Below are 25969 nucleotides of genomic sequence, written 5' to 3'. Positions count from 1 at the left end.
GACGTTCACCATCGACACCATCGTCCCGCATGCGACGGTAACTGCGTGGCTACAGGCGTCAGCTGCAGCCAGCGCTCGATTCACGCGCTCCGCGAAGATATAAGGAAAGAGGGCTTAAAGATGAACGTAGCATTTGAGGACCGCGCAGAACTGCTTTGCTTTCTTGTAGCGACCGCAGCAGCATCACATAGCCTTACATGCGAGTGGCGCGTCGACCATGTAGTTGAGAGCTGCCGTCTATGGCTTAGGCGCAATTCCATGAGAATGTCGTGGCTCGAACGTGTGAACCTAGGGCAACTTGCGTTGCGGGTTGCTCGACGCGACTTGCGCAGCGCCGGGGTTGCTGTTCGGCAAGCACATGTGCAGGCGCTGTTTACGGGAGATATGTCTTTGAATAAGGCGAGCACGCTGGTTCAGCGCATGCTGTTGGTATGTGCAGAAGCAATGAGCGGCGCTAAGTTGAGTTGACACCCAGTTTTGGTCTGGAGGGGACAAGAGCCCTTTGCGCTTCAATCACGATGCGGGAAGCGGGCGCGGCCCAACATATTAATGTTCGGCGACCGGGCCTGCGTTGACAAGCATTCAGAACGGCAATTGGACCGGCTTACAGGCCGGCTCCGCGGCTCGCAGCGCCACACAGTAGTGGAACTGGGTGCAGGCAAATCATTGCCTACCGTCCGACGATTCGGCGAGCTTCACAGACCTCGCGTATTACACAGCCACCCCTCCGGGAGGAATTAATAGTGCCGCATATAGGCGTTGGAACTGTGGGAGGAGCTGCGGAGATTTCGCGGCTGCTTTATTCGCATTTTATGCCCGGCCGCGCATAATTACGACATGCTCCGTTCGGCTGAAGGTTCACGAAGATATTCGACAGTGGTCCAAATTTGCCTTACTCGAGGAGCCGAGCAAAGCACTTTGGGACTTCTTCGCCTGGTGAAAGACGGCGGTTATGACGTAAGCAATTCTTCAAGGCGGTCGAATTGTAGCGGTTTCAGGACGTACCCATTGACATCACCAAGACTCACGCCTTGCTCTAAGCCAACATGCCCTGTCATTGCAAGAATCTGACAATGTCGTGAGGCGCCTTCGCGTCGTATGTCGGCGCAAACGTCTCGACCATCGGCGCCTCCAAGCTGGATGTCTAACAGTATCAAGTCGAAAGCCACGGCACGTGCCTGTGCGACAGTTCCCTCGCTGTCATAGGCAGCGGAGGGCTCATGTCCCAGCTCTATCGCAAGCGCGGCCAGCGCGTCGGCTGACGCAGGGTCGTCGTCAACAAACAAGACCTTCATGCTCGGCTCCTCGGTAATGGTTTTCGTTGCTCGAAACTATATTCGATGACCCGACCTTTTGCTTTCGTTGCCAAGCCCCTCACGGGCAAGAGGCATGCCGCGAAGCCGCCCCATGAGATGCGCCGTATCCGGTGACGCCTGCAAGCTTTTTCACAGCAATGTCGTGCCAACTGCGATTTTGCAAATCAAATTGATGTGACCCTTTTATCGCAGCGGCAGGTGAAATCCACTTGCTGGATAGGCGAGCACACATTGCTGTGCATGAGACATTTGTGTAACGTACACCGCATTACAAAATCATCGGGAAGGCTATGCCTGCTGGGAAGACCGAAACCATCAACGCGCGGGTACGCCCGGACATAAAGCGTCTGCTTCAGGCTGCTGCGGATTATGAGAATCGCAGCCAGACCAACCTGCTTGAGACGCTGATTCTCGCGCATTGTCGAAAGCTCGGCCTGGCGGACCCACGTACGACCGCATCGAATCCGAGGGGCAAATGAGTACTTCCGGCTTGCTTACCAAGCTGCTTGACTACGTCATCGAGCAATCAAAAGATATTGACCCGCGCGGTTTCAAGCTTTCGGGCGCTGATGGTTTTCTACGCACGAGCGCCGACCTACGTGCATTGCCCGGCGTTGACCTCGACATGAAGGTCGAGGGCGACCATGTGTGGCTCCGGGTTGCTCGACTCGAGGCTCAGAATCCACCAGTTGTTCCGCAGGAGCTTAAGGATTTGCTGGTCGTCGACACTAATCCGACCGGGAAACCTCCACGCCTGAACGAAGCCGTGCTCGAGCGACGCATCGCGAACTTGACGGACGGTCTCCCAGAAACCGAGGCCCAAGCGTTGGTAGATAGCGAGAAAGCGTCGGTACAGGCTGGCGTTGAACGATACTCGGTGCTTTGGCAGACCTGGGCCGAGGTTGAGAAGCCTCGTTGGCAGGCCATTCGACTCTACGGCGAGCTTTTCTCGCTTAAGCAGCAGCTGGAACTCGAAGACACAGCCAAACCACAGGAGATGGTTTGCGGTATCGGTGTCGCATCGTGGAAGATGAACTTCGAGGAGCGTACGAAAAAAGTCGAATTCGACTACCAGTATCCCGTCCTCACGCAATCGCTCGAACTGTCCATTGACGACCGCACGCTCGCCATCGAAGTCCGGCCGCGTGCGACCGGCCCGCGCATAGAGTTCGATGCATTTGCCGCATGCCAACTGCAAAGCGCAGCGGCTGTGGAACGCGTTGCCCGGGAAGAACTCGAGCGCTCGTCGGACCGGCTGCTGAATCCGTTTGACCCAGGTAGCTTCCAACACGCGCTACGCGGTATCGCGGGCAACCTCGACCGCAACGGCAAATACGTCGAAGGTCAGGTAGGGTTGCCGCCAGCGGGCGAGAAGCTTCTCGTAACGGACCTGTGGGTGCTTCATTCGCGTCCTCGGTCGAACAATTTCTTGCACGAGGACATCGAGCGTCTCAAAGCGCGTCTCAAAGCCGGCGCCGAGATTCCCGAGGGGCCCCTTGCTCTTGTGACAGCGCCCTCCGATGAAAAAGTCAGCTACGACGCGGTCTCATTCCGTGGTCTCGCTGGCGGCGCATCTGGCGCTTCTTCTGGCAAGCCGAAAGAGCTGTTTTTCCCGCTGCCGTATAACCATGAGCAAGTGACCATCGTCGAGCAGTTGGAGCGCTCGGACGGCGTCGCGGTTCAAGGGCCACCAGGGACTGGCAAGACCCACACCATCGCCAACATCATTTGCCACTACCTGGCGAACGGGAAGAAAATTCTCGTGACTTCGAAGGGTGAGAAGGCGCTTGAGCTGCTGCAGGAAAAGATTCCAGAGGAAGTACGGCCTTTGACCGTGGCGCTGCTTTCCGGCGACCGGCAGGGGATGCAGCAATTCCAGGCCAGCATTGAGGCAATCATCCACCATGTGAGTCAAATGAATCCTGACGTGGTGGCAAGCCAAATCAAGGCAAACCTCTCCGATATCGACCGTGCCCACGAGGCCATGCACCGAATCGACCACCGCATCGACGAAATTGCGATGACACAGCTGTCCGACATCCAGGTCGATGGCGTCCCAATGCGTGCGCAAAAAATGGCTGAGCTTGTCATCGAAGGCGAAAAGACCTATTCATGGTTTGACGACTTACTTTCGCTCGAGGCCGAGCATGCCCCGCCGCTTGTCGCGGACGAGGTCGGCGCGTTGCGGGAGGCGAGAAGAACCCTCGGCCCGGACCTCGAATACGTTTCGTCCAAGCTGCCGTCGAGTGCGAGTCTTTTGGCAGTAGATGACGTGCGTCGGTTGCATACGGTCATGCTCAATATCGCCAGCCTGCGAGAGGCCGAGGCGAAGGGCACGCTGCTTGCCCTGCGGGCGACGACCGACGACGTCTACCAACACGCGCGGGAGATGCTACCGAACGTAGATGCGGCGATAACGCTCGCGGCCGAAATTGAAGAGACGGAGGAAACCTGGCCGTTCGAGTTGCGCCGCAAATGCCGTCGCGCCGACCACTCCACAGAACGCACCGCTTTAGAGGCGCTCTTCACCGAGTCTGACCAACTGATGGAGGCACGCTCTGCCTTCATGCAGCGTCCTGTCAAAATCGACGAGGCCGCACTTGCGTCAGCGAAGGTGAAAGAGGCACTGGAGCGAGCGGCCACGACCGGTAAGCCTTTTGGTATGTTCGCCATGGGTGTCGGCGACGCCAAAGAAAAAGTCGCGGCCATCCGAATTTCGGAAATCGAGCCGAAAAACGAGTCGGATTGGCAGCACGTTTTCAGCTATGTCGCCCTGCACGACAAAGTCGCATCTTTCTGCGCCCGCTGGAATGAGTTCGCCGACGCACTTGCGGTGCCTCGGCTTACGCCGAGCGTGACACAATTGAGGAACATCGAGCGCGTCACCATCGCCGCTCGCAAAGCACATAAGTTCGCGACAAACCACGATGTGCATCTCGCGGCGGCGGCCGACAAGGTTTTCGCCGAGCCGCCGGTTGAAGACCTGCGAGGCGGCTCCAAGCAGCTAGCGCGTGTGCGCGAGTATCTGCGCCAACACTTGAGTCGAGTGGAACTCGCGCAGGCAACCACGAACCTTTCCATCTTGCGTGAAAAGCTTGCGGGTACGCGCGGTCCGGTTGCCGAGCGCCTCCGGAACTTCGCGGAAACTCGGCTTGGCGACTCTGCACTCACTGCCGACAAGGCGGCATCCGAGTACGCTGAACTCGTTGCTGAATTGCGTCGCATTGAAGGGCTTTTCATCGAACTCGAGGTAGTTCGCACTCACAGCAAGAAGATTGAAACGGCTGGCGCAGTTCGTCTGGCTTCGCGTCTACGCAGCGTGCCTGTACACGCTGCAGGAGAAGACCTCACATGGCCTGCCCACTGGCGGGAGGCTTGGAACTGGGCTCGAGTTCGTAACTATCTGGACAGCATTGAAGCGCGGGAAGAACTGCGGGTACTCGCAGGCGAGCGTCGCGACGCAGAGGCAGGGCTTTCTCGTCTGTATTCAAGCATGGTGTCGAAGTCCGCTTGGCTCTCGACCAAAATGAACGCCACGCCCAAGGTCCTGTCCGCACTAGAGACATACCGTACCGCTATTCGCCGTATCGGCGCCGGCACAGGCCCTAACGCCGTTCGTCACCGCCGCGACGCCCAGAAGGCCATGCACGATGCGCAGGATGCGGTGCCTTGTTGGGTCATGAGCCACGCGAAAGTGTCGGAAACGCTTCCCGCAACCTTGGGCGCATTTGACCTGGTGATTGTCGACGAGGCATCGCAGTCGGACTTGTGGGCGCTCCCGGCAGTGCTGCGCGGCAAAAAGATTTTGGTTGTGGGAGATGACCGCCAGGTATCGCCGGACGGGAGCTTTATTTCAGCCGTGCGCATCCAGGAACTCAAGGACCGTTTCCTCGCTGACCAACCATACGCAGCGGTACTTACGCCGGAGAAGTCGCTCTATGACATCGCCTCGACGGTGTTCGCCGCACAGAAAGTCATGCTTCGAGAGCACTTCCGCTGCGTGCCGCCCATCATCGGATACAGCAACAAGCACTTTTATAAAGATTTCATCCAGCCCTTGCGCATTCCCAAAATGAGCCAGCGCATTGACCCGCCGCTTGTGGATATTTACGTGCCGGCCGGGGTACGAGACAAGAAGGACATCAATAAGGCGGAGGCAGAAGCAATCGTCGCTGAAATTCAAGCCATCATCACCAATCCGCAATTCGAGAATCGCACCCTCGGCGTCGTGACGCTCCTCGGGCCCGAGCAGGGCAAGTACATTGACACACTCGTGCGTGAGCGCTGCGACGCTGCGGAGCTTCATCGGCGGAAGTTCGCATGCGGCGATGCCAGGACCTTCCAAGGAGCAGAGCGTCACATCATCTTCCTATCGCTCGTCATCGACTCGTCAGGTACCCGCGCTCTCTCCGACCAGTCGTCCGAGCAGCGCTTCAACGTGGCCGCAAGCCGCGCGCAAGACCGGATGTACCTCGTGCGCTCGGTCAAGCTCTCAGAGCTGTCCGCGTCAGGCAAGGACCTGCGAGCGGGGCTGCTCCAGCATTTTTCTATGCCAGTCGAGCGACAAGGCGACCGGGAGGAAGAAAAGAGCCTCATCGATTTGTGCGAATCGGGCTTTGAGCGCGACGTGTACACCGAGCTTGTGAATCGTGGCTACCGCGTCATTCCCCAGGTCAAGGCAGGCGCATTTCGCATCGATATGGTGGTGGAGGGCGCGAACGATGCGCGTCTCGCTATTGAACTGGACGGCGACGAATTCCATGGTCCGGACCGCTGGCAGGCCGACATTGGCCGGCAGCGTGTGCTAGAACGCGCTGGGTGGGTATTTTGGCGCTGTTTCGCATCCACATGGTCGATGCGCCGGCAAGACGTACTTAACGACCTGCTCGCGAAGATGCACGCACTCGGCATTGAAGCGCTTGGCGCAATTGAACGCGTACCTGCTCTGGTCGAGTACCGGGAATGGAATGGAGAACGCGACGAGAGTGTCGAAGAACAATTAGTTTCGGAATGACGTTCGATTGGTGTTCGGTGGGGAGGACGGGGAGCATCCGGGCACACGCGCCTAAAAACCGCCGCCCTGCGTGCCAACGTACCAGTCGGGAAGCCTGGTCAGTCGTCGTGTTTCAAGAATGACGCTGCCCGCGACCGGTCAGTGGGAGCCAGACGGTATGCCTGGCGAGAGCCACGGTCGCTAGGCCTTTACAGAAATTTCGCCACTGCATTTATCCGGCGCTTCTGTTCTTTTTTTAGCGAGCGAAGGGCGTCCTTCGCGTTTGCGCCGCGCGGCAGAGAGGCGCGATGTGCGGAAAGAAGCTCATGGCTCGCGACCACATCGTTCAGCGCGCCAAAGAGCTTTTGCAATCGCTTCAAGCTTTTCATGCTTTTGCGTTGCGTTTTACCGAGAAGCGGCTCGAAAAACTCGATGAGGTAACGCACTTTCTTACCGGCCTTACGCACGTCATGGTACGAGTCGTAGTCAGAACTGCCGACTTTGCGAGCGTGCCGCATCCGCCTCTTCAGTTGCTCCTGTGCGGCTTTTACTCGTTTCCGTGCAAATTTTTTGAGCGGTGTGCAGTCTGGCGCGTTCGTAAGCTCGCGATGTACTTCGTTTACCGATTCCTGAAGGAAGTTGCCAAGCTCGTTGTTGCGCAGCGTCTCGACGCTCTTTTTCGCAGTTTCATTGCGGTTTCGTTTTAGAGCTTCCAGCAATGCAGCTTCGCCATTTTTCTCCACAAGACTAATCAGTATGTCCCAATACCTCGTGTTGCCCGCTGCATTGGCGAGGGACTTGAATAGCGCACGCTGCTCATTGTCGAATTCTCCATTGAGGATTGGCCGATATGCCCAGAGAAGCGTTCGCAACCGGCGCAACGCAATGCGAAGTTTGTGGAGCGTTTCAGCGTCCGCGCCGTCCTCAAGAGCGGAAGCGTGTTCGATGGCTTCGGCGACGATGGGATTGACGTAGCCTTCGAAGGCGGCTTCTGCGGGCGCTGCCCGGTCGAAAGTGTGATTCGTGCTGTCCATTGTTCCAATCGCTCCATTTTTTTTAATGAGTAGACCGGCGCAAAGACCATACCTTTATGGATGTGGTCGGCGCCGCTGTGGGCGCGGCGTTTGCTTCGGCACCGTGAGATGTGTGCGCACTGCAATGGCGTGCAGGCCTCACTCGATAAGGGAGCATTCGCAGCATCTTGATTGCCTGAGGCACAGGCGCTGCCAGGCTAAATCTCAGCCTAGGAGTCGGAGCGATGACTAGACGTTACGTCCTAGAGGTATTGCCCGAGGACGAAGGCTTGATAGACCAGCTCGGCGACGCAAGCTTCACGATGGCGGCCCGGACAGGAGATGACGACGTGGAATTTAGTGTGCTTGAGACGCTGGATGAGGCGCTCGCCACTGATTGGAGACAAATTCTCGATGATAGCGGCCGACCATATGTCTCCCGCGTGCTGGAGGCAAACGACGCCGTTTCCGAGCAGCGCGTGCGGAACCCATCGTGGAGGACAGCCTAATTGCGCGTCGATGATATAGGGGACGAACGAGGAGAGCATGAACATACGCGCTGAGATTCAGAAAACCAAGGAGCCACCTGCAAATAGCTCCCCTTCTCGCCACGGAGTTTTCGAAGTCGCGCGTCTTGCTGCGACAAGGTTTCTTTCTGACCGCTGCGCCACGCTCGGGGCAAGCATTGCTTTCTACTCAGCCTTCTCGCTCGCGCCAACGCTTCTCAATGTTCTCGCAGTTGTTGGTTGGTTCTTCGGAAAGGACGCGGCGCAAGGAAGGCTTTTCGAGCAAATTAAAGACATCACGGGTCCGGAAGCCGCCGGCGCGATGCAAGTCATGGTGGAGCACGCGCATCGCGCGAGTGGCAGCGGAATTGCTGCCGCAGTGTCGGTAGTGCTCCTCGTGGTCGGCGCCTCGGCGACTTTCTCGTCGCTAAACACCGCGCTTGACATCGTCTTCAAGGTCGAATCGCCGAAGGGCATCTCCGGGTTCGCTCTGCTTTTGCGCGCTCGCCTGATTTCGTTCGGTTTTGTGATGGGGTTCGGTTTCCTCCTCGTTGTCTCGCTGGTCCTGGATACGGCGATACAAACGGTAGGTCATACCGTGCTCGGCAGCATCACCTTGACCGTCGTCGCGGCCATTGCTCAAATGATTTTCGGGATTTTGGTCATGACGGCAGGCTTTGGTGCCTTAATCAAATGGCTACCGGACGTACACGTGCGCTTCAGGACCGCCCTTGTCGGCGGTGCAGTGGCGGCTGTGTTGTTCTCCGTGGGACGACATCTTTCCGGACTCTATTTGGCGCATGCCGCTACAGCGGGTTCATTCGGAGCGGCGGGCTCCCTAGCCGTCCTCATGATGTGACTATATTTCTCCGCCGCCGTGTTTCTCATCGGCGCGGAAGTGACCGCGATACTCGAGCCATCGCGGCAACCGAAGGCGCCCGGCGTTCACCCGCAATAGCACGAAGCGACCGCGTTCGGTTGGCTCGCCCTTCCCAATGCAAGCTGCGCCGGCTTATGGCGCTATTCCATTGAGGACCGAGCAGCCGGGAAGTGACCGCGCTGCTCAACAGATTTGTTGTTTCACGTTCGTCCACGCTCCGAAAGCCGCAAACGCAAAGGCGTTTTGATTACCGTCAGGAACACACGTTGCACTGTAGAGGTAGACGGAGAAACTATGACATTAGTACTGCTTGTCGATGACGATGAAAACTTAATATGCGCGCTTGAAACCGTTGTTAGTGGGGAGGGTTATCGTGTGAGAACGGCCGGCGACGGAGAAGATGCGCTTCTCGTCATTGAGAAGGAACTACCGAATATGATTGTGACGGACATAACCATGCCGAAAATGGATGGTACCGAGCTTATCCGTTCTCTGGAATCAGTACTATTGCTGTCGACGATTCCGGTAATAGTGACATCGGCCGCTGCGCAACCCGTTGCACTTGCGTCGTACACGTTTTTGGCGAAGCCGTACACTATGCCGAAGTTACTAGGAATTCTCAAAGCTCTTAAACTGCCATAGGAACATTGCCCGGCCGGCTTTCCGGCAAATGACAGGCTGTCATCTGCTTTTCTTTCCATCTCGTCGAAGGTCAAAAAACTCGGCTGCGAGACGTCGTAACGCTTCGGTCGAGACTCTGGAGTCCCCTTACTGCCCAAACGGGAATCGCGCGGTAAAGCATGTTCCATCGGCAACACTCGAGGATGCCTCAAGGGTTCCACCGTGAGCCTCCACAATTTGCTTGCAGATGTATAAGCCGAGACCGAGGCCGCCCCCGGGGACGCTTGTAACCGGCCGCCAGTAAGGTTCAAAGACCTTTTCGAGCACGTCCAAGGGAATGGGCATGCCGCCGTTCGAGACGGATAGCGAGACGGCCAACTTGCGGTGCAAAATAGGTTGCTTGAGAAGAACGCAGTTTCCAGCGGTACTGCGGTTGAGAGGGCAGAGGTGGGTGATGGAAAAGACCAGCGATTTCAAAGCATATTTGCAGTCTGACGGCGGCGCCGTCGTGTTCCCGGTTTCAGCTGGCGGTCGGGAAGTACGTTGTTCGATTAGTCGGGATGCGCTCGAACAGTTCTTCTGGCTGCCCGCCGAGGCAAACGAGGCTCGCGTCGTAAAGGCATTTTCAGACGGTCGTGGCCGCGTTTTCGCGTTGGCGGTGCGCATGGCGCTGCGAGCCAAAAGCGATACATTAGCGCTCACGGCCGCCGACTTCGAGCGATGAGCGTCAGGCCGCCGTCTTCCAGCGAAACCTCGTACACATCGTTAAAGCCCGGCTGCAGTAGAGCGCAATCGGCGATTTTTTCAATCAAGAAATGGTTTTCAATTTGCTTTCGAATTTCCCCACCCGAGACCGTCGAATAGACTGCGCACGGTGGGCTTGAGTCTGAACGCGCTACGCCAAGTGTCATCGCTGTCTCTTTCGGTAGATGTCGGTCGGAAATTATGCGCTGAGCTGACCGTCAAACAAAAAGTCTGAGCGCTATCAACGGCGGCAGAAACCTTTATAGGTATCTGCGGACCACCAAGCGCGGACCGACGACGCAAAACTTATACGCTTTGCGTATGCTTGGTGCCTGGGCGTACGGAAAGCATTGATGCTTGCAGGTACCGTGTCCCGATATCGAGAAGAGGCTCAACGAGGACCCTATGACAAGCATGTACTTGGCAGACAACGGGAAATTGGTGCGGTTCGACCGCAAGCCATACGGACAAGAAAAACAACTGCAAGACCTCCTATCTACTTTCCCCGAGCTACTCGCCGACGGCTTGCCGGGTCCGAACGATAGCGGCCGAAGCAGGTGGCTTCGGGTGAAAGACGAGTTCCCGCTCTCCGACGGCAGTGGAAGCTCCCTCAGCGTTGACCATTTGTTCCTTGACCAGGAGGGCATCCCCACGCTTGTAGAAGACAAGCGCTCGGCAAACCCGGAAAACAAGCGTCAGGTCGTGGCTCAGATGCTCGACTACGCATCCCTCATGGTGACGTGCGAAGTGCGGGACATCCAAAATCAGTTCCGCGCGGACCGCGCTGCCGAGGCGGATTCGCAACTGGCCGAGTTTCTCGGGAAGCGCGATGCCGATACCTTCTGGAAGACGGTCCAGACGAACCTTGAAGCAGGCAGGATTCGGCTCGTATTCGTTGCCGACGAGATTCCGGCCACTTTGCGTAGGCTCATCGAATTCCTGAATGAGCGACTCGACGTCGAAGAGGTCGTGGGCATTGAAATACAGCGCCTCGAATGCGGCGGCCGCGAGGCGTTTGTGCCGTCGGTCATCGGACGGACCGCTCGCGCCGAAAGCCGAAAGTCGGCTGAAGCGGGAAATGGAATACTCCGCAGCGTCGAAGACTTCTTTGAATTAGTCCACAAGCGCGAGCGATTCTCGAAGGGCGGTATCAGCAAATCTGAGTACAAGCCCGCTATGCTTTCGAACCTTGAAAGGTTACGAGACTGGGGGCTGAGCCACGATGTCGAATTTGCTGTCGGCACATCCTCCGGGGAAAATCCACGCTTGACTCTGCGGGGCATCGGCGGCCAGCCGCTTGTCGGGGTTCACGTCGACGGCGGCCTTTATGTACCCAGTAGAAAGTTGAAGATGGACCCGGTAGCCCTCGAAGACTTCGGCAGGCGCCTTCAATCGGAAATTGGCTTTGCGTTGCCGCGCAATCTTGATTGTGAGATTTTTAAGCTCTTCGAGCTAACGCCTGAGGCACTCGAAAAGTTCTTGACGTTAGTGGATGCCACGGCCTAAGCAAGGCTAGAGAGCGGGCGCCACGCTTTCAAGGCCGAGACCTACGGCAACAAAATCGATGCAAAAAGGGTTTGCCCATTCAGCATTCTTGTCGCATGCGGTGGTCGGTTGACGGTGGCGCAATGGATACCGCGGATAGTGCCCACGCCTCCCGGCTTGCATCTTTCGCGAAGACCACAAGCTACGTTTCGATGAAAGGCGGCAGGAGACGAAAACCGGAGTGACTGCGAAGCGGCGACTCTATGACGTTACGGCACTAGTGGTGTGGCGGATGCAGTGAACTTTACAAAGAACGCTGCGGGGATGGGCTCAATATGGTGTGCCTGCCCGAATGTCAGTAGGTGTCGCCAAATTGCAGCCCTATGGAAACCGCCGATTGGAAACGAGACGAGCACCCGAGCCGACGCACTGGAGGCCAAGGTTGCTGACTCGATTTTCGTCGTTTCGGATGCTTTTTCGAGTTGCACTGCCAGCTCTGACATCCAAGAGGAGTCGAGATGCTGGCGAGCAGATGAAACGATTTCCCTCATGACAGCTCGCAACGGCTCAAACATGCCGCTCTCCATAGCCTCACGTATCGCTTCTAGGCCTAAATCCACGGGTATTGCGACGGACTGACATGCCTCCACGACGGGCCGAATGTCTCTGGCAGTTTGTCCTAGATGTTCTGTCGCGTGCCGATGCGCGTGTTGCCATAACGAGTGATAGTCCGTGTACAACACCGCGCCGGTTAGTGCCGCAAAAAAGATTCCGGATTCAAGAGCAAATCCCTTTTGGAATAGGAAGTTCCCGTACTTACCCTCGCTCGCCGGCTGCAGCAGCGCATATGGGTCTTGAGCAATCGTTTCCTTAATCTTTGACACTATTTCTGCGATTTCATCCGCGGAACTCGTCGGCCGCTCAGACTTGAAGTGAGATGCCAAAGCGCCTTCTGGCATTCGATTAATCGCAATCAGCGACTTGTACCTCAACTGCGCAAGGTGCGGATAGTCTTCCTTTGCGACGATGTCTGCGCCGTTAACCCGGGCTTCGGCTGCTTGCATCGACGTTTGCGCGAACTCAAAATTGTAGTCCCCGATGTCGGGGACTACGTGGACCATGCCGTACTCGATAAATGGCCAGAGCGACAGCATCAACAGCACGTTCTCGATGGTGTTGACCTTGTGGGAATCAGGTGATTGTATTGGGTTGAACTCGGGCCGAACAATCGCGGGGTTCATGAACGGATTCGCAATGACAATTTCGTCGAAGAAGGAGAGCATGCTTACGACAACAACGCCGGCCATCCGCGCATTGAGTGGCCCCTGTCAGCGGCGGCGTCAATTTCACGTAAAACGGACGGTTTGAAACTCACCATGGCGAGATGATCAAGTGGTGGGTTCAGGATCACTCTGGTCTTTCATGCGATAGCTTTTGCCTTCGATGACGACGGTCTCGGCATGATGGAGGACGCGATCGAGCAACGCGGAGGTCAGCGTGCTGTCGTGGTTGAAGATCTCGGCCCAGTGCTTAAACGCCCGATTTGAACTGAGGATGGTTGCGCCATGCTCGTACCGCTGACTGATGATCTGGAACAGCGCGTCGGCACCCTGTTTATCGATGGGTAAATATCCCAGCTCATCGACGATGAGCACGCGCGGTTTGACGTAGCGGCGCAGTTCACGCTTGAGCCCGCCATGCGCGTATGCGGCGTTCACCGAGTTGATGATATCGACCGCGGTGGCGAAGAGTACAGAGTAGCCGCGCAGACAGGCGGTATGTCCGAGCGCGATACTCAAATGGCTCTTGCCGAGCCCGACGCCACCGAGGAAGATCACGTTGGCTCGCTCTTCGATGAAGTTCAGGCGAAACAGATTCTGGATCTGCAGCCGATTGATCTTGCTGGGCCAATTCCATTCGAATTGATCGAGCGTCTTGAGCACCGGGAAACGGGCGAGCGCGACCCGCCGAGCAATACTGCGATCCTCGCGTTGATGCGCTTCACCTTCGATCAGGTTCGCTAAATAGTCGACATGCGACCAGTGCTGCGCCGCCGCCTCGGTGGCCAACGCCTCGTAATGTTGCAGCACGTAGCCCAGATGTAGTCCCGTGAGCTGCGTGCGCAACGGATCGATGGCGAGTTCGCTCGGGTGCGCGATTGTGGTGTTACGTTGAGCTTTCGTCGTCATGGGGCTGCTCCGGTCCGTAGCGTGAGAGATCCGGTTGCGCGAGTTCGATGTCCAGCAAATCCTGATGGCGGATCAGGTGCAGCGCGCCGGGTTCAGGCAAATCGCGTGCTTTCATCTCGAGGATGTTGGCGATGTACTCGCAACTGAAGGCGTGGAACGAGAGCCCATCCTGCAAGGCGCGCGCGAGGGCCTCGATGCCGTAGATCTCGCTCAGCGCGACGATCTTGCGCATGTGCTGCCGCGCATTGGCACGCCGTTGCTCGAGCCCTTCGTAATAGGCCTGAGCGTGAGGGCCCAGACTCAGGAAGCGCAGCATCAACCGCTGTTCGCGAGCATTGCGGCGTTGTGCGAGGAGTGCCTTCGGATGCTCGGGGTCCTCGATGTCCTGGCGGCGATCGTAGCTGCGGGCATGTCGGGCGATCAGCAAGTTGTCGTGGTAAATGCAGACCCGCTCGGGATAGGCTTTGAGCGTCACGCGCTCGCTTGCGTACTGTGCCGGCACGGAATAATGGTTGGTGTCCAACGCCACGCGAAACTGCTTGGACGCACGTACCGTCACGATGCGTGCAACGTCGTAGGGTAATGGATTGAGCGGTTTCAGATGGGCTTGTTCGGCGGCGAACAGATCGGCGGGTCGCTGATGCGTCTCACCGTGTATGCGCACATTGGCGATGGTGTCGAGCCAGAGTCGGGCCGCAGGGTTGATCGCGCTGAACTCGGATAGCTCGAGCCCGTTGAGGAGATTTTTTTTGACGTAACCAACACCGTTTTCCACCCGGCCTTTCTCGTTGCCCTTGCCGACGTTGCAGGCAACGATGTCGAAACCCCAGTGCCGCGCCGCATCGAGGTAGCGCGGATTGAACACTGGCGCCTCGCCCGCCAGGCGTTGCAGCACGGCGGACTTCAGATTGTCCACCATCACCTTCCTCGGGCAACCATGGATGGCTGCGAACGCGTGCTCATGGCACGCAAGGAAGTGCTCCATCGTCTGCGACACGGTGAATTCCACATACATCAGGCGGCTGTAGCACAACACCATGACGAAGAACGACAGTCGCCGCCGAGTCGAGCCGACGCCAATCGAGCCGTATTCGCCCCAGTCGATTTGCGCGCACTCGCCGGGGGCGAAGGCGAGCTTGAGGAACGCCTGGCGCCGCGGCGGACGAACCTTGTGCACATAGTCGCGCACGATCGTGTAGCCACCGTCAAAGCCAACTTCGCGCAAGCGCTGGAAGATCTGCTGCGCGCTGTACGGATGCCCGTCAAGCCAACGCACCACCTGCGCCTTGAACGGATCAAGTCGGCTGGCGCGTGGGGGCGATTGGCGGGGCCGGTACTGACCGGCCTTGAGCCATTTCGTCACGGTTTGCGGATGCAGCCCGAGCGCGCGCGCCGTTTGCGTAATCGTCAGGTGCTGCCGATCATGGCAATCGCGGATCTTGCAGTACGCCTCATAGTCAAGCATGGCGCTTGCCCAGCGCCGCGTGCAGCCGCTCGAGCTGCGTGGCCACATCCGGGTGGCCACGCGGGGACGCTGCCGACTCAGGAGGCGGCGCATCCAGCGCCAGCACCTGATACAGCGGCCTTTGCCAGGCGATCAAGCCAATACGGATCAGATCGTTGCGGGCCATCTCCAGACGCGCCGGCGCCATCGACAGGCGATGCACCAGCGACGTGTCCGCGTAATAGCTCAGGCCCTGGGCATCGGCGACAGTGACCAGAAACAGGTACAGCGCGGCGGCACACGCGTCACAGCGCTCGATATACCGCTCGCGCACCAGCCGGTGATCGACCCAGCTGAAGTGCGCCGGAATCTGCCGCATCCGCTCAGGGCAGATGACTCGCTTGATCGGCATGCTCGCGCCCCCCGCTCAAGATGTCCTTTCCCAGTTGTAGCAGTCGCCGGGTGCTGCGCGCGATGTCCTCTTGTAACGCACTGTCGGTTAAATGGGCGATCAGCCCAATCAGCACGGCCGGTTGCGCCGATAAGACCTCTTGTAACGCCTCGCCCACTAAGAATGCAGATTCCTCTTTTATTTCAATGGCTTGCGTGCGGCAGTCATCTTGTAACGCACCCGGCGCTGGTGAGCCCGGATGCCGCCAGTACCCCGGATGCTCACCACGCCAGCGCTGCACTCGCACGACGTTCTCCGCGCCGCGGAAGTAGTCCTGGTTCTCAGGTCGGGAAAGCCACCGGCGTTGACTGGCCGCCTTGCTCGCCTGACGGCACGCGGCTTGGCAGCAATACCGCTGGTGCCGCACATTGCGCGGATCCGGCCGGAACAACGTCCCGCAACCCAGGCACTTACGCTGTCTTTGGCGTGTCATGGACCGGCCCCTCCCTGGGGCCAGATCATGCGCCGCTGCACGAGCTAAGCCCACGCAGCGCGTAAGCGAAGAACAGGCAAGTCATCCAGCACAGCCACGGAATGGACCGACGAAGAAGCGACGAAGAACCGAAGAAAAGGCAGGTTCTAGAGATGTGAATCTGAGGAAGAAAAGGCAGGAAGAAAAAACACTTTCACGCCGTCAATTTTTGACGACTTTCAGAACGCCGATGACAGCCCCATATAGACGGCACGAAAGGTATCTTTGCGAGGTCTAGGCAATAAATCTGGCAGGTTCGTATCTGCCGGCCACAGCGCGGCGAGTGCTTTGTGGATTTGCGTAACCTGTTCGTCGCTTATGTATTTTCGGACGTCGTCCCATGTCTTGTCAGCGTCGAGGCCGAGAATGCGCTCGATTGCCTGGCAGAGCATCAAATTTCTTTCCCGTATTCCGTACACCTCCCAGTCGGGGCGCCGTTCAAGCGGAATATCTTGGCAGCATTGCCCAAAACTTCTGCCCCTGCCACAACCGCAGGCGTCGTCCGGTCCCAAGTCGGTGCGAATCTCAGTCCTGCGCAGGTATTTGTGTGCGCCCGACGTTCGACCGTAAGCGTCCTGGTAATGGACATGCCCATCCTCGAACTTGATGAACATTTCGCCGCCGAACTCCCAAAGATGGTCTTTGGGGAGAAGCACGTCCTTGATAGCGTCCCACGGGCCGGTGAACACCCGTTCCGGATACAACCATTCTTTATCCGCTGCTGCGACGTAGCGCTTCGCTCCGTCTTTGAGCACTAGATTGATAGCGGCAACATCGTCTCGCGTCAGAGCGCGCGTTCGTATGTGCGCATGCGAGTGCACATAGCCACTCCCGCGGAACCGAGCGTTGATTCGCTTCGAGGTCGGATTTGCCTCATGCGGATTTTTCGCGTATTCGACGTGCGTCAGTATCAAACAGGTGTTTGCGTCCAGCGGGAATATAGTCTGCGTTCCGGCGAGTTCGACGCGAGCCGAGTATGGATAAGCGCACTCTCTCGCGCTCGGAGGCAAAGCGGGGTTGTACGTTGTCACAGGATTGTCTGTCAGAAGGAACTTGATGTCCGATTCATGAGCCGTGACAATCTCACGTACTGACTCGGCCCACATCTGGCAGTACATCATCCGTAGACCCTGCATCTCCTGCATTAGCTCAACATGGCTGAGTTTTGGGTAAGACGCCTTTATCCAGTCGAGTCCCTTGGGCGTTCTCAGCTTCTGCGCATCCAGATACGAAAAGAAGTCTTGGAACACGTCGTGCATTTCCGCCGGGTCGCCACGTAGAAACGCGCCCACAGCGTGAGCACCTTTGGCATCGATTGGGCCAAAGAGAAGTCGCTCAATTTCGTCGTTGACGTCTTCGCCAAAGAAGGTCGTGTACAAATCCAGTTCGTGAAAGCAGCGTTTGGTCCCCCAGTGTTGAATCGGCGATTGTGTGGGGACGGTGCGGCCATCTGCTAGCGTCCGGGTCTCCGGGTGTTTGTCCAAGACCACAAATTTCGATGCGCCCGGTGCGAGGAATCCGCATTGATACCATTGAGGAACGTAATGATTGACTCTAGACGGCATGCCGCGGGCTCCGAGCTATTCTCATGTGGAATCTCTCCATGTAGTCGTTCTTAGTCTACGAATGCGCAATGTGGCTCCGCACCCAAAGTTTCCGCCGGGGTGCCCGCGTTCACTTCAGTCGCAATCTGTAGGCGAGTCATCAACCATTTATACGTTATTTTGGCTGTCACCGACGCCAATCATGTCGGCGCAGATGAATTTCCGAATCAACCCGCCGTCTTATTACCGCCGCTCCAATTGTGCGATAAAGGCTGCCGGATTTGCGCGAGTATCGGACTGTAGAATTTCGCCAATTGATAATTCTCGACGGGCGGCCAAATGGCGGACCTGAATCAATTCTTGTCAAGAACCGCGGCCAGTGGCCCGATTCCCGGGCTCTCGCTCGCGACGCTTCGTTCGGGCGCCAGAGGCCCTGACTATCATTTCGGACGTCGTGGTGCGCACGACCAGTCTGCAGTCGACGCCCGAACCGTATTCGAGGCCGCGTCCCTCACAAAGCCGCTTGTCGCCTTCATCGCGCTTCAGCTCGCCGAAGAAGGGCTATTGGACCTGCATCGACCCCTGTTCGACATCTGCGGCGAATACGTGGCGGGTGATTCAAGGTCGCACCAAATAACGCCTTTTCATGTTCTATCGCACACGAGCGGATTACCCAATATGGTCCCGGATGGAAAGCCGCTTCGCACGTACTTCGACCCTGGCGAGCGCTTCAGCTACGGCAGCAGCGCATTCGGATGGCTACAGCGGAGCATGGAAACCGTGAGCGGACGCTCGTTGGAAACGCTGGCGCGCGAGCGCGTGTTCACGCCAATTGGCATGGTCAATTCGAGCCTGGAGTGGCAAGTGCGATTTTCGGAGAACCATGCTCAGGGTCACGAATGGGAACAAGAGCCCGTGCCAAAGCGCCGCTTCCAGACAGCGCATGCCTCTGGGTCGCTTCACACCACGGCATCCGACTACATTGGGTTCGTTCAGCATGTGCTGGCGCGCCGAGGCCTGACGGATGAAACCTACGAGCAGTGGTTCGCGCCACGCGTGAATACGAGGCAAGGCGACGCCGCTGAAGACCTGGTCGGCGAGAATCCACCGAACGACCACGTTGCCTGGGGATTAGGTTGGGGGCTCGAGCCTGCCGAGCGTTGCTTCTTCCACTGGGGGAACAATCCTGGGTTCCGGGCGTTCGTTCTCGCCAATCGTGATTCGCAGGATGCGGTCGTGTGGTTCGCGAACTCGGCGCGTGGTTTGCGGCTTGCACATACAGTTCTGCCGGCGACCGTTCCTGGCGAACACCCATCCATTGAGTGGCTGCGCATCGGTCATCTGTGAGGCGTTGCGAGCAGTGCTACAAAATAAATCCGCCGTCCCTTTCAAACCTTTCTTATATGATAACTCCTATTATCATGTATCAAATTTTGATGCTTTATATCGAGTTTTAACGGTTGAGGGTCACGTGCAGCTCAGTTTGCAAGAGCTTGCAGCCGTGATGGCTGGGTCTCGACGCTATACGGGGTTCCAACATCACGAGGCGTTGAGCATGCAGCCCGGCATAATGTCAGTAGTCTGTTTCGAGCTCGAACCAGCACATCTCCAAACGCGACCACGGTTCCATGAGCAGTTGCAGCGATGCGACCTGCGACGGTCGCTCGAGCGCGCGGTCGAGCAATCAAACCCAGCTAGCTTATTGCTCGGCCCGGCGCTGCCGGACGGCGGATTTTTTCTGCGTGGTCGGTACGTGGTTCGGCCCGAAACGAAGAGCCGTAAGTTGTCGTTGCGTGTGGTTACGATTGGGGGCGGCGACCATGTGGGCTAACCCCAGCAACCTTGCCATGCTAAAGCCGGAGCCCGAGAAAGCCTGCATGGATTTGGTGGTGGTCGGCGAGGCGCAGGGCGCGGAAAATCGGAAGTTGGTGCCGTTCGAGCGCATGGGCAGCGTGGTCCCCCATCTGGATGGAAGCGTTGGCTTGAACCGTGCGAACGGCTTCTGCCTGATTACCGCACGCAACGACCTCGACGCGGTCCGCGCCTTTCTCAACAAATATCGCAACAAAGCGAAGACGGCGCGGTCGTACCGGAAAGAGGTTGAGCGATTTCTCCTTTGGTGTGTCTGTCGCGAAGGCACGGCGATGTCGAGCGTGGGGACTGATGAGTGTGAGCGCTACAAGGACTTTCTAGCGGCGCCAGAGGACGATTGGATTGCCAAAGGGAAGGCGCAACGCTTGTCCCCTTGCTGGCGGCCTTTCACTGGGCCCTTGTCACCTGAGTCCCAACGATACGCTGTGCTGGTATTGCGTACTTTTTTCAAGTGGCTCACCGCGGTCGCCTATCTTGGAGGTAACCCTTGGCACACAGTTGACTTGCCCTCTGTCGACCAGAAGGAGCTGGCCATGGCCGTCGACAAGGCCCTACCAAAGCACCTGTGGAAAGCTCTCTCGGAGGAGGGGGCATCCTCGACCGTGTATGCGCCCGGTATACGGACGCTCCTCTCGAGCGTGCGCTTGGCGCCGGAGAGCTCGCTGCAGTGGCGGCCCAATACCGTCTCGCACGAGCGGTCATCTTGTTGATGGGGAGCACCGGGATGCGCCGGGAAGAGGTCGCCGCCGCAACTCGAAATCAAATGAAAATCGTCAGGGAGGCAGCGGGGGGAAATCAGCAGTTGTGGGAACTCGCTGTGCTCGGCAAGGGGCGCAAGCGCCGCACCGTGTTCTTCTCCGAACGAGTTGTCGACGCCCTGCGCGCCCACTGGGCAGACCGCGGTCATGATTTTGATGACGAGATAAGCTATTTGGCCGTGATATCGGCTGTCGTTGTGCCGGCGACTCACAGCGCCAAGAAGAAGCACTTGGACACGCGCGGCGAGCTCACCGGTAGTGGCCTGGCCCCGGCGAGCATCTACCTTCTGCTGACAACGATTCTGGAGCGCATAGCGAAGGACAAAAGCCTCCCGCTAACCGCCGTCGAGCGCGAGTTGTTGTGTCGGGTTGCGCCTCACGTGCTGCGGCACACGTGGGCAACCGACGCCGTTGCCCGCAAAATGCCGCTGGATGTTGTCCACTTCGGATAAAAGGCAAACGAGGGTCAGCTTCCAATGCCCCCAATAGTGACGGGCGCGGAACGCTTTCATTTTGGTGATATCGGATTTAGCTATCTACGCGGTTATCTTCCAATTTGCGTTGCCGGACGTCACTGATTCTGATTTGACGGGATTTTTCGTCTAAGTCTTCAAACCTCTCTGCGTCGTCGGGATAGAGGACAGCAAGCACATCCCAAATCATGACGTCACGGATGTCGTGACGGTCTTCACCGAAATGCGCGCGCCGGTGGTCTGTAGTGGTCAAGTTATTTCAGACAGGCAGATAGGTTGTTCCTCTGTCGGTTTTGCCTCATAGGCCGCGGGCGACAGATAGCCCAAAGTCGAGTGCAGGCGCACGGGATTGTAGAAGCCGACGATGTACTGATTGATGTCGCTGCGTGCCTCGTCGTGGTTGGCGTACCGGCGCTGCCACACGCGTTCCATCTTCAGGTTCAGGAAGAATCTTTCCATCACCGCGTTATCCCAACAATTTCCCTTGCGGCTCATGCTGCAAACCACGTGATGCTGTTTGAGCAAAGCCTGGTATTCGACACTCGCGTACTGGCTGCCCCGGTCCGAATGCAGGACCAGTCCCGGTGGTGGGCGGCGCTGCTGCAGTGCCATGCTCAGTGCTGAGATGACCAACCCGGCCGGCATGGTCGGCGCCATTGACCAACCGACCACTTTGCGTGAGTACAGGTCCAGCACGACGGCCAGATACAGCCAGCCCTGAGCCGTACGGATATACGTAATGTCCGACACCCACGCACGATTGGGCTGCGTCACCTCAAATTGCCGGTCCAACACATTCTCGGCCACGGGCAGCGTGTGCTTACTATCGGTGGTCGAGACGAACTTGCGCTTCCAACTCGCACGCAAACCCGCTTCGCGCATCAACGTACGCACCCGGTAGCGGCCCATGCGCAGCCCTTGCCCCCGTAACGCATGCATCACACGCCGGCTGCCGTAGCTCGCGCCGCTGGCGGCGAACGCGGCCCTGACATGCGTTCGCTCCTGCAAGTGCTTTGGACTGGGCGTTGCACGCCGGTGAGCATAGTAGCCCGAACGGCTCACCTGCAATAAGCGGCAAGCGTGACTGACCGATACGGCCTTCTCTTGCAAGCGAGCTACCACCCGGTAACTCACTTCAGTTCCCGCGCAAAGAAGGCCGACGCTTTTTTTAGCAGGCTCACGTCCTCGCGCAGTTGCCGGTTTTCCACTTCAAGTTGCCGAATGCGCTGCTGCTCGGCCGTCAATGGTTTGCCCACGCCAGCCCCCCCGCTGGACTCGGCATCGTACTGCGCCACCCAGCGCCGCACAGCCGTCTCTCCAAGCTCCATCGACCGGCAAACCTCACCAACCGATAACCCTTGGTCTCGTATCATCCTCACCACTTCCAGCTTGAAGCTGGCGTCAAATTGTCGGCGCCTTCTCGTCATCTAGCTTTTTTCCTCGTCGATTTCAGGATTGTCCTCCTATCGACCTGTCTGAGGAAATTAGACCACTACAGTCATCAGCGCAAATTGCAACCACATTCCGGGCGTCGTCGTACCCCCCGCAGTTCAAGGGGATGACGTGATGGGCCTCGAGATAATACCTGCCGCTTGCCGTTTTGAAGCCTTCCTTGCCACACAGTTCGCAACATCCTTTCGCAGCCCTCCGTTTCACCTCCTTGACCACCTCGGAGTCACGTTCATAAATCGCTGTAACTGAGCCTTCCACCTTTTTCACTGGCGGTGGCGGAGGGTTTTTACTCTGTCGCTGATACGACTGCTCTTCGCCATAGGGGTCAAATTCTTCCGATTGCGGCTTACCTCTGACAACGCGAATCCGGCGGTCTGTGTCCTTGTGATGTGGATACCAGAGAACGGAGTCGAGTTCTCTTTGATGCGCCTCACTGGTTTCCCGAAGACCGACAGTTTTGCGCACGCCATCGAGAATGGCGACGTGAAGCGGAGCCTTCCGATAGTAGGCCGTCTGTATCAGCGCTGACACAGCAGCCGCACGATTCAATTGGACTGGCGTCGCGGTTTCGATGTTTTTTTCCGCCCAGTCTGACGCCTTGTCGACGAAATAAAATTCCCCCTCGCTTTCGAGCATTCCGTCGTGCCAGATATTAACGAGGTAAGGGCCGTCCGGATTGCTGAAGCACCAGTCATACTGTGTCGTCATTTCGATACCGAGGCGCTCGGTGATGTCTCTGACCAGCTGCTTTGTCGTTGGCTTTAAGCCCTGCAAGGAGGTCATTTTTGGCCGGGGAATGAGAGCGGATATTGGGGGTACACGATGGCAAATTTGACCGTCAACTGCTTTGCGATTTCGGCCTTGCATGTGCCTATTGCGAGCAGCATGGTGGGTCTGGCGGCGATATTGCCGCAAACGAAGGTCTGGCGAATGTGCCGGTGGAGAGGTAGCAGATGTCGTCTCCCGTGCATGCGGCTTCGAACAATTTCAAAACCACTGGAAATCGTTGAAAGGCTGGGGCGACAATACTGCATTCTCGGAGCCGTGCGACACAGACTCCAAACAAAAAGGGGCGCCCTCGATTACGACGGGGCGCTCCTTTCTCGTGGTATTTCGAAACCGGAACCAGCCCTAGAACGCAGACGCTACGAGCGATGTCGACGGCGCAGGCCTCTGCGGCATTGGATTCCCACACTCCGAGCAGAACTTCGCCTCCGGCGTGTTGATTTTCGTGCACTTACTGCACTGGCATTCGAGCGCCCGGCGTATCGACTTCTGCCTGATGTGGGCAATTTGAATCACGCAGGGTACGGTAACCCGGTAGGCGGCGCTAGCGAGTTCCGCAATGGTCCAGACGCTTGACAGAGCTATCCCAAAGGGCCCAAGAAACAGACCCGCGCTCCGGGAAGCAATTACGCTCGCGCTTAACGGCAATCCTCGACCGATGAGCGTCGAGGCCATGGCGTTAGCCACAGCTGCCGACATGACGTATGCCCGGCTTACCGGAAAGCCTGCCGAGTGCGCCGCCGCCTTCGCATCCCCGAACATATCCATATCGGCTGTGTATCGCTGACGCTCTTCAGGCGTCATCTTGCTCACGGCGTCATCGTAGAGCTTCGAAAGGATTGCTTCCTCAATCGTCGCTGCGTTGGCGCCTTTGGCATAGGTTGCCTTCAGGTGGGTCCCGACATCCCCGACCAACTCAGTGTAGGACACACCTTTGCCGCCACGAAACAAGTTAGCCATCGTGTTGCCGCCAAAAAGCAATAGCTCGCTCGCGATGGCCCCGCGGTCGCTTTCCCGGTAATTGCGAGCATTCTTGCAAGTGACGAATCGCTCGCGCACTTCCTTCGCGAGTGCTACGCGTCCCGAGCCATTGTCCGTGATGTAGTCGACAAGCGCGTCGAGGTCGTCAACATCGGCGGCCTGCAACAGCGCCGCGAGGTCCCCTGAGTCCTTCAGAAAGGCAGTATCCAATTTATCCCCTGTTCCTTAATGCGCACGGAATGTGCGCGATGCTGATGTCCTGTACCGTGGCACTGCCGGCGTGACCGCGGGCTGGTCTGTACTACGCGGCGGCATTCTGTTGCCTAAACATCTCAACGACGGCCGCCAGAAGCGCCGCGACGAGAAAGCAGACAAAGGCTGCGGCCAGGGCAGTGCCGAGTAACGTGCCCAGAATCTCGAGGCAGCCGTAGAGCGCAGTTGTGAGCGCCGTCCAGAAAATCGTCATGAGCATATCTCCGGTGGGTGATGACGGCGCTTAAAGCCCCGTCATGAAGGCGTCCAGGTCCGAATCGTTCCTGATGAGAAGCGATTCGTTCACACCATGTGCGCGAGCGAGCGCAAGGCTCGCTTCAAGCAGACGCGTATTGGCGGACAGGTCAAACGCGGCAACAGTCAGGTCGCCCAGCCGGTCAAACTCCTGCTCTAGAAACGCGAGAACTTTGCGGACCTCTTCGTCGAGTGCGGCCACTATGCGTTTCATGCGTTCCGCGAGCCGGTCGGTGACTTCGCGAGCCTTGCTGCCGATGAAGGTCGAAATAAACTTGCCTGCGATGGAGCCCAGTACTGCACCAAGCACAGGCACAGGAAAGAACGCTTGGCCGGCCGCCGTGCACAGTCCCACAATGGCTGCGTCACTGCACACGAACATCGCGTTGTCGATGAGCGCGTCGAGCGAAATCTTCCCCGCGCGGTAATCCGCGACAAGAGACGCCATGCCCTTGGCTGCACTGACGAAGGCGCCAGCGAACGGCGCCGACATCTCGGCACAGTTCGTCAGTGCGTATATTGCGCCACCAGCAACTGCGCCGCCCGCGGCACCCTTCGCAGTAGACAGGCCGACTTCCTTCCAGTCCTCCAGGGTAAATTCCCCGGCGAAGACGTTTTTTCCTTCGCGATACTTTTTCCACACCTTCGTGGTAAGACTGACTGCTGCGCCAACGGCCGCCGCGCCGGCCGTTGCCCTCACGCCCTCGGCAATCGATGGCTCGTGCTTGATGCGAATCTGGTCCTTGAGTGCCTCGTTCTGCTGCTTGAGGTCCTGCTCGTGGTGGCTGACCGTTTCATCCACCTTGCCAAGCTGAACCTCGCTGTATGTCGACACCGAGGGTTGTACGACCTCGGCGAACGGCTTGCCACTCGCGAACTCGATTTGCGCAACCTTTTCGTGAATGGCGCGCACGGTCTTATCGCCAAGCTCGCCCGTATTACCCTTGAGGACCTCAAGAATCTGGGCATGCTGGTCCTTTGGGATGTGATAGAAACCGTCTTTGCCGAAGTCCTTGTACGTGTCCATGTGCTCGAGGACATGCTTCAGGCCATTATTAGCGCCGTTGATGAACTTCGACTGTACGTCGATACCGCCGATGGTGTAGTCCATCGGCGCCGTGCGCCCAACACCGTCGAAGGTCGCGCCGGGTGTCACCTGCGCAAGAAAATCGCGTGCGCGGCGCACGCCGACTTCAACTTGCTCAGCTATTTCGCCATGTTTCGTGTCTATGCGGCCGAGAATCTTGCTCGGGTCACCGATGAAGCTGCGCAACGTATCCATGGCTTCCAACGCGTTGTCGAACGCCTTGTCCTGGGCAGACTGCAATACGGCCTCGGCAGCCGCACGCGCGCTGTTCAGACCACCAACGAAAATGCCTGCGGCCTGGTCAACCATAGCAGACGTGCCGGGAGGCACTGACGTCGCGTGCGATGTAGCGCTCCCAATTGCTTCGACCGTAGAGTCAATAGTCATGTTTGACC

General features: G+C 57.8%; 25 protein-coding genes and 1 pseudogene. 11 read left to right on the top strand and 15 right to left on the bottom strand.

What is annotated here, in order from left to right; translation table 11 throughout:
* Positions 1-120 precede the first annotated feature (120 nt).
* Complete coding sequence (locus SBC1_RS40545) at positions 121-468, top strand: hypothetical protein (RefSeq protein ID WP_165987917.1); 348 nt, start codon at positions 121-123, stop codon at positions 466-468.
* A 482-nt stretch (positions 469-950) separates the two neighbouring features.
* Here SBC1_RS40545 and SBC1_RS12900 read toward each other — a convergent pair whose 3' ends face one another.
* Entirely contained in the window at positions 951-1295 is a 345-nt protein-coding gene (locus SBC1_RS12900) for a response regulator (RefSeq protein WP_165987915.1), read from the bottom strand.
* Positions 1296-1606: 311 nt separating this feature from the next.
* Between SBC1_RS12900 and SBC1_RS12895 the strand changes: the two genes are divergently transcribed.
* Positions 1607-1795 (top strand): hypothetical protein, encoded by a 189-nt coding sequence (locus tag SBC1_RS12895; RefSeq protein ID WP_165987912.1) that lies wholly within the window; start codon positions 1607-1609, stop codon positions 1793-1795.
* Between the two features lie 116 nt (positions 1796-1911).
* Here SBC1_RS12895 and SBC1_RS39615 read toward each other — a convergent pair whose 3' ends face one another.
* On the bottom strand, positions 1912-2607 hold the full coding sequence (locus SBC1_RS39615) for a hypothetical protein (RefSeq protein WP_207958401.1): 696 nt from the start codon (positions 2605-2607) through the stop codon (positions 1912-1914).
* 138 nt (positions 2608-2745) lie between these two features.
* Here SBC1_RS39615 and SBC1_RS12890 point away from each other — a divergent pair, with 138 nt between their 5' ends.
* Positions 2746-6330 (top strand): AAA domain-containing protein, encoded by a 3585-nt coding sequence (locus SBC1_RS12890; RefSeq protein WP_207958400.1) that lies wholly within the window; start codon positions 2746-2748, stop codon positions 6328-6330.
* 188 nt (positions 6331-6518) lie between these two features.
* On the opposite strand, the gene SBC1_RS12885 is transcribed toward SBC1_RS12890, so the two are convergent.
* Positions 6519-7343 carry a CHAD domain-containing protein gene (locus tag SBC1_RS12885; RefSeq protein ID WP_165987907.1) on the bottom strand — a complete coding sequence of 275 codons (825 nt, stop codon included), beginning with the start codon at positions 7341-7343 and terminating at the stop codon, positions 6519-6521.
* Between the two features lie 224 nt (positions 7344-7567).
* On the opposite strand from SBC1_RS12885, the gene SBC1_RS12880 reads away from it, so the two are divergent.
* The 3 genes and pseudogenes from SBC1_RS12880 (at position 7568) to SBC1_RS12870 (ending at position 9350) form a co-directional block, all read left to right on the top strand.
* Positions 7568-7831: a hypothetical protein gene (locus SBC1_RS12880; protein WP_165987905.1), complete on the top strand. Its 264-nt coding sequence runs from the start codon at positions 7568-7570 to the stop codon at positions 7829-7831.
* Between the two features lie 37 nt (positions 7832-7868).
* Positions 7869-8786 (top strand): annotated as a pseudogene (locus SBC1_RS12875) (YihY/virulence factor BrkB family protein).
* 216 nt (positions 8787-9002) lie between these two features.
* Positions 9003-9350, top strand: coding sequence for a response regulator (locus tag SBC1_RS12870; protein WP_165987901.1), 348 nt, complete (start codon positions 9003-9005; stop codon positions 9348-9350).
* Positions 9351-9476: 126 nt separating this feature from the next.
* Here the strand turns inward: SBC1_RS12870 and SBC1_RS12865 are convergent, their stop codons facing one another.
* The gene (locus SBC1_RS12865) at positions 9477-9674 is read right to left on the bottom strand and encodes a HAMP domain-containing sensor histidine kinase (RefSeq protein WP_165987899.1); all 198 of its coding nucleotides are present in this window, start codon (positions 9672-9674) and stop codon (positions 9477-9479) included.
* 109 nt (positions 9675-9783) lie between these two features.
* Between SBC1_RS12865 and SBC1_RS12860 the strand changes: the two genes are divergently transcribed.
* Together SBC1_RS12860 and SBC1_RS12855 are read left to right on the top strand one after the other, a co-directional pair.
* Positions 9784-10053 carry a DUF1488 family protein gene (locus tag SBC1_RS12860; protein ID WP_165987897.1) on the top strand — a complete coding sequence of 90 codons (270 nt, stop codon included), beginning with the start codon at positions 9784-9786 and terminating at the stop codon, positions 10051-10053.
* Between the two features lie 425 nt (positions 10054-10478).
* The gene (locus SBC1_RS12855; RefSeq protein ID WP_165987895.1) at positions 10479-11579 is read left to right on the top strand and encodes a hypothetical protein; all 1101 of its coding nucleotides are present in this window, start codon (positions 10479-10481) and stop codon (positions 11577-11579) included.
* Between the two features lie 248 nt (positions 11580-11827).
* Here the strand turns inward: SBC1_RS12855 and SBC1_RS12850 are convergent, their stop codons facing one another.
* The 6 genes from SBC1_RS12850 to SBC1_RS12825 all read right to left on the bottom strand — a co-directional run bounded on the left by SBC1_RS12850 (position 11828) and on the right by SBC1_RS12825 (position 17679).
* Positions 11828-12841 (bottom strand): hypothetical protein, encoded by a 1014-nt coding sequence (locus SBC1_RS12850; RefSeq protein ID WP_165987893.1) that lies wholly within the window; start codon positions 12839-12841, stop codon positions 11828-11830.
* A gap of 105 nt (positions 12842-12946) precedes the next feature.
* Positions 12947-13747 (bottom strand): IS21-like element helper ATPase IstB, encoded by an 801-nt coding sequence (istB, locus tag SBC1_RS12845; RefSeq protein WP_165097072.1) that lies wholly within the window; start codon positions 13745-13747, stop codon positions 12947-12949.
* Complete coding sequence (gene istA / locus SBC1_RS12840) at positions 13725-15212, bottom strand: IS21 family transposase (protein WP_165097075.1); 1488 nt, start codon at positions 15210-15212, stop codon at positions 13725-13727. Before istA ends, istB begins: the two co-directional genes overlap by 23 nt.
* Entirely contained in the window at positions 15205-15603 is a 399-nt protein-coding gene (locus SBC1_RS12835) for a hypothetical protein (protein ID WP_147408238.1), read from the bottom strand. Before SBC1_RS12835 ends, istA begins: the two co-directional genes overlap by 8 nt.
* Positions 15575-16075 (bottom strand): hypothetical protein, encoded by a 501-nt coding sequence (locus tag SBC1_RS12830; RefSeq protein ID WP_165987892.1) that lies wholly within the window; start codon positions 16073-16075, stop codon positions 15575-15577. Before SBC1_RS12830 ends, SBC1_RS12835 begins: the two co-directional genes overlap by 29 nt.
* A gap of 218 nt (positions 16076-16293) precedes the next feature.
* On the bottom strand, positions 16294-17679 hold the full coding sequence (locus SBC1_RS12825; protein WP_165987890.1) for a DUF4238 domain-containing protein: 1386 nt from the start codon (positions 17677-17679) through the stop codon (positions 16294-16296).
* A 318-nt stretch (positions 17680-17997) separates the two neighbouring features.
* On the opposite strand from SBC1_RS12825, the gene SBC1_RS12820 reads away from it, so the two are divergent.
* The 3 genes from SBC1_RS12820 to SBC1_RS12810 all read left to right on the top strand — a co-directional run bounded on the left by SBC1_RS12820 (position 17998) and on the right by SBC1_RS12810 (position 20740).
* Positions 17998-19005, top strand: a complete 1008-nt coding sequence (locus tag SBC1_RS12820) for a serine hydrolase (RefSeq protein ID WP_243830209.1) — start codon at positions 17998-18000, stop codon at positions 19003-19005.
* Positions 19006-19505: 500 nt separating this feature from the next.
* On the top strand, positions 19506-20240 hold the full coding sequence (locus SBC1_RS12815; protein ID WP_165987887.1) for a hypothetical protein: 735 nt from the start codon (positions 19506-19508) through the stop codon (positions 20238-20240).
* Positions 20241-20254: 14 nt separating this feature from the next.
* On the top strand, positions 20255-20740 hold the full coding sequence (locus tag SBC1_RS12810; RefSeq protein ID WP_165987885.1) for a hypothetical protein: 486 nt from the start codon (positions 20255-20257) through the stop codon (positions 20738-20740).
* Between the two features lie 270 nt (positions 20741-21010).
* Here the strand turns inward: SBC1_RS12810 and SBC1_RS12805 are convergent.
* The 5 genes from SBC1_RS12805 to SBC1_RS12785 form a co-directional block, all read right to left on the bottom strand.
* Positions 21011-22188 (bottom strand): IS3 family transposase gene (locus SBC1_RS12805; protein WP_207958399.1). Its coding sequence is split into 2 segments (ribosomal slippage): positions 21011-21921 and positions 21921-22188, totalling 1179 coding nucleotides; the frame shifts between segments, so codons are not numbered across the junction.
* 22 nt (positions 22189-22210) lie between these two features.
* On the bottom strand, positions 22211-22996 hold the full coding sequence (locus tag SBC1_RS12800) for an HNH endonuclease signature motif containing protein (protein WP_165987883.1): 786 nt from the start codon (positions 22994-22996) through the stop codon (positions 22211-22213).
* 348 nt (positions 22997-23344) lie between these two features.
* Positions 23345-24190, bottom strand: coding sequence for a ubiquinol-cytochrome C chaperone family protein (locus SBC1_RS12795; RefSeq protein ID WP_243830208.1), 846 nt, complete (start codon positions 24188-24190; stop codon positions 23345-23347).
* 91 nt (positions 24191-24281) lie between these two features.
* On the bottom strand, positions 24282-24446 hold the full coding sequence (locus tag SBC1_RS12790; protein WP_165987881.1) for a hypothetical protein: 165 nt from the start codon (positions 24444-24446) through the stop codon (positions 24282-24284).
* 30 nt (positions 24447-24476) lie between these two features.
* Positions 24477-25961, bottom strand: coding sequence for a hypothetical protein (locus SBC1_RS12785; protein ID WP_165987879.1), 1485 nt, complete (start codon positions 25959-25961; stop codon positions 24477-24479).
* Between the last annotated feature and the right edge of the window lie 8 nt (positions 25962-25969).

The sequence above is a fragment of the Caballeronia sp. SBC1 genome, from assembly GCF_011493005.1.
Classification (GTDB): Bacteria; Pseudomonadota; Gammaproteobacteria; order Burkholderiales; family Burkholderiaceae; genus Caballeronia.
Note: the sequence above shows the minus strand (reverse complement) of the source record. Positions and strands in the feature narration are given on the sequence as shown.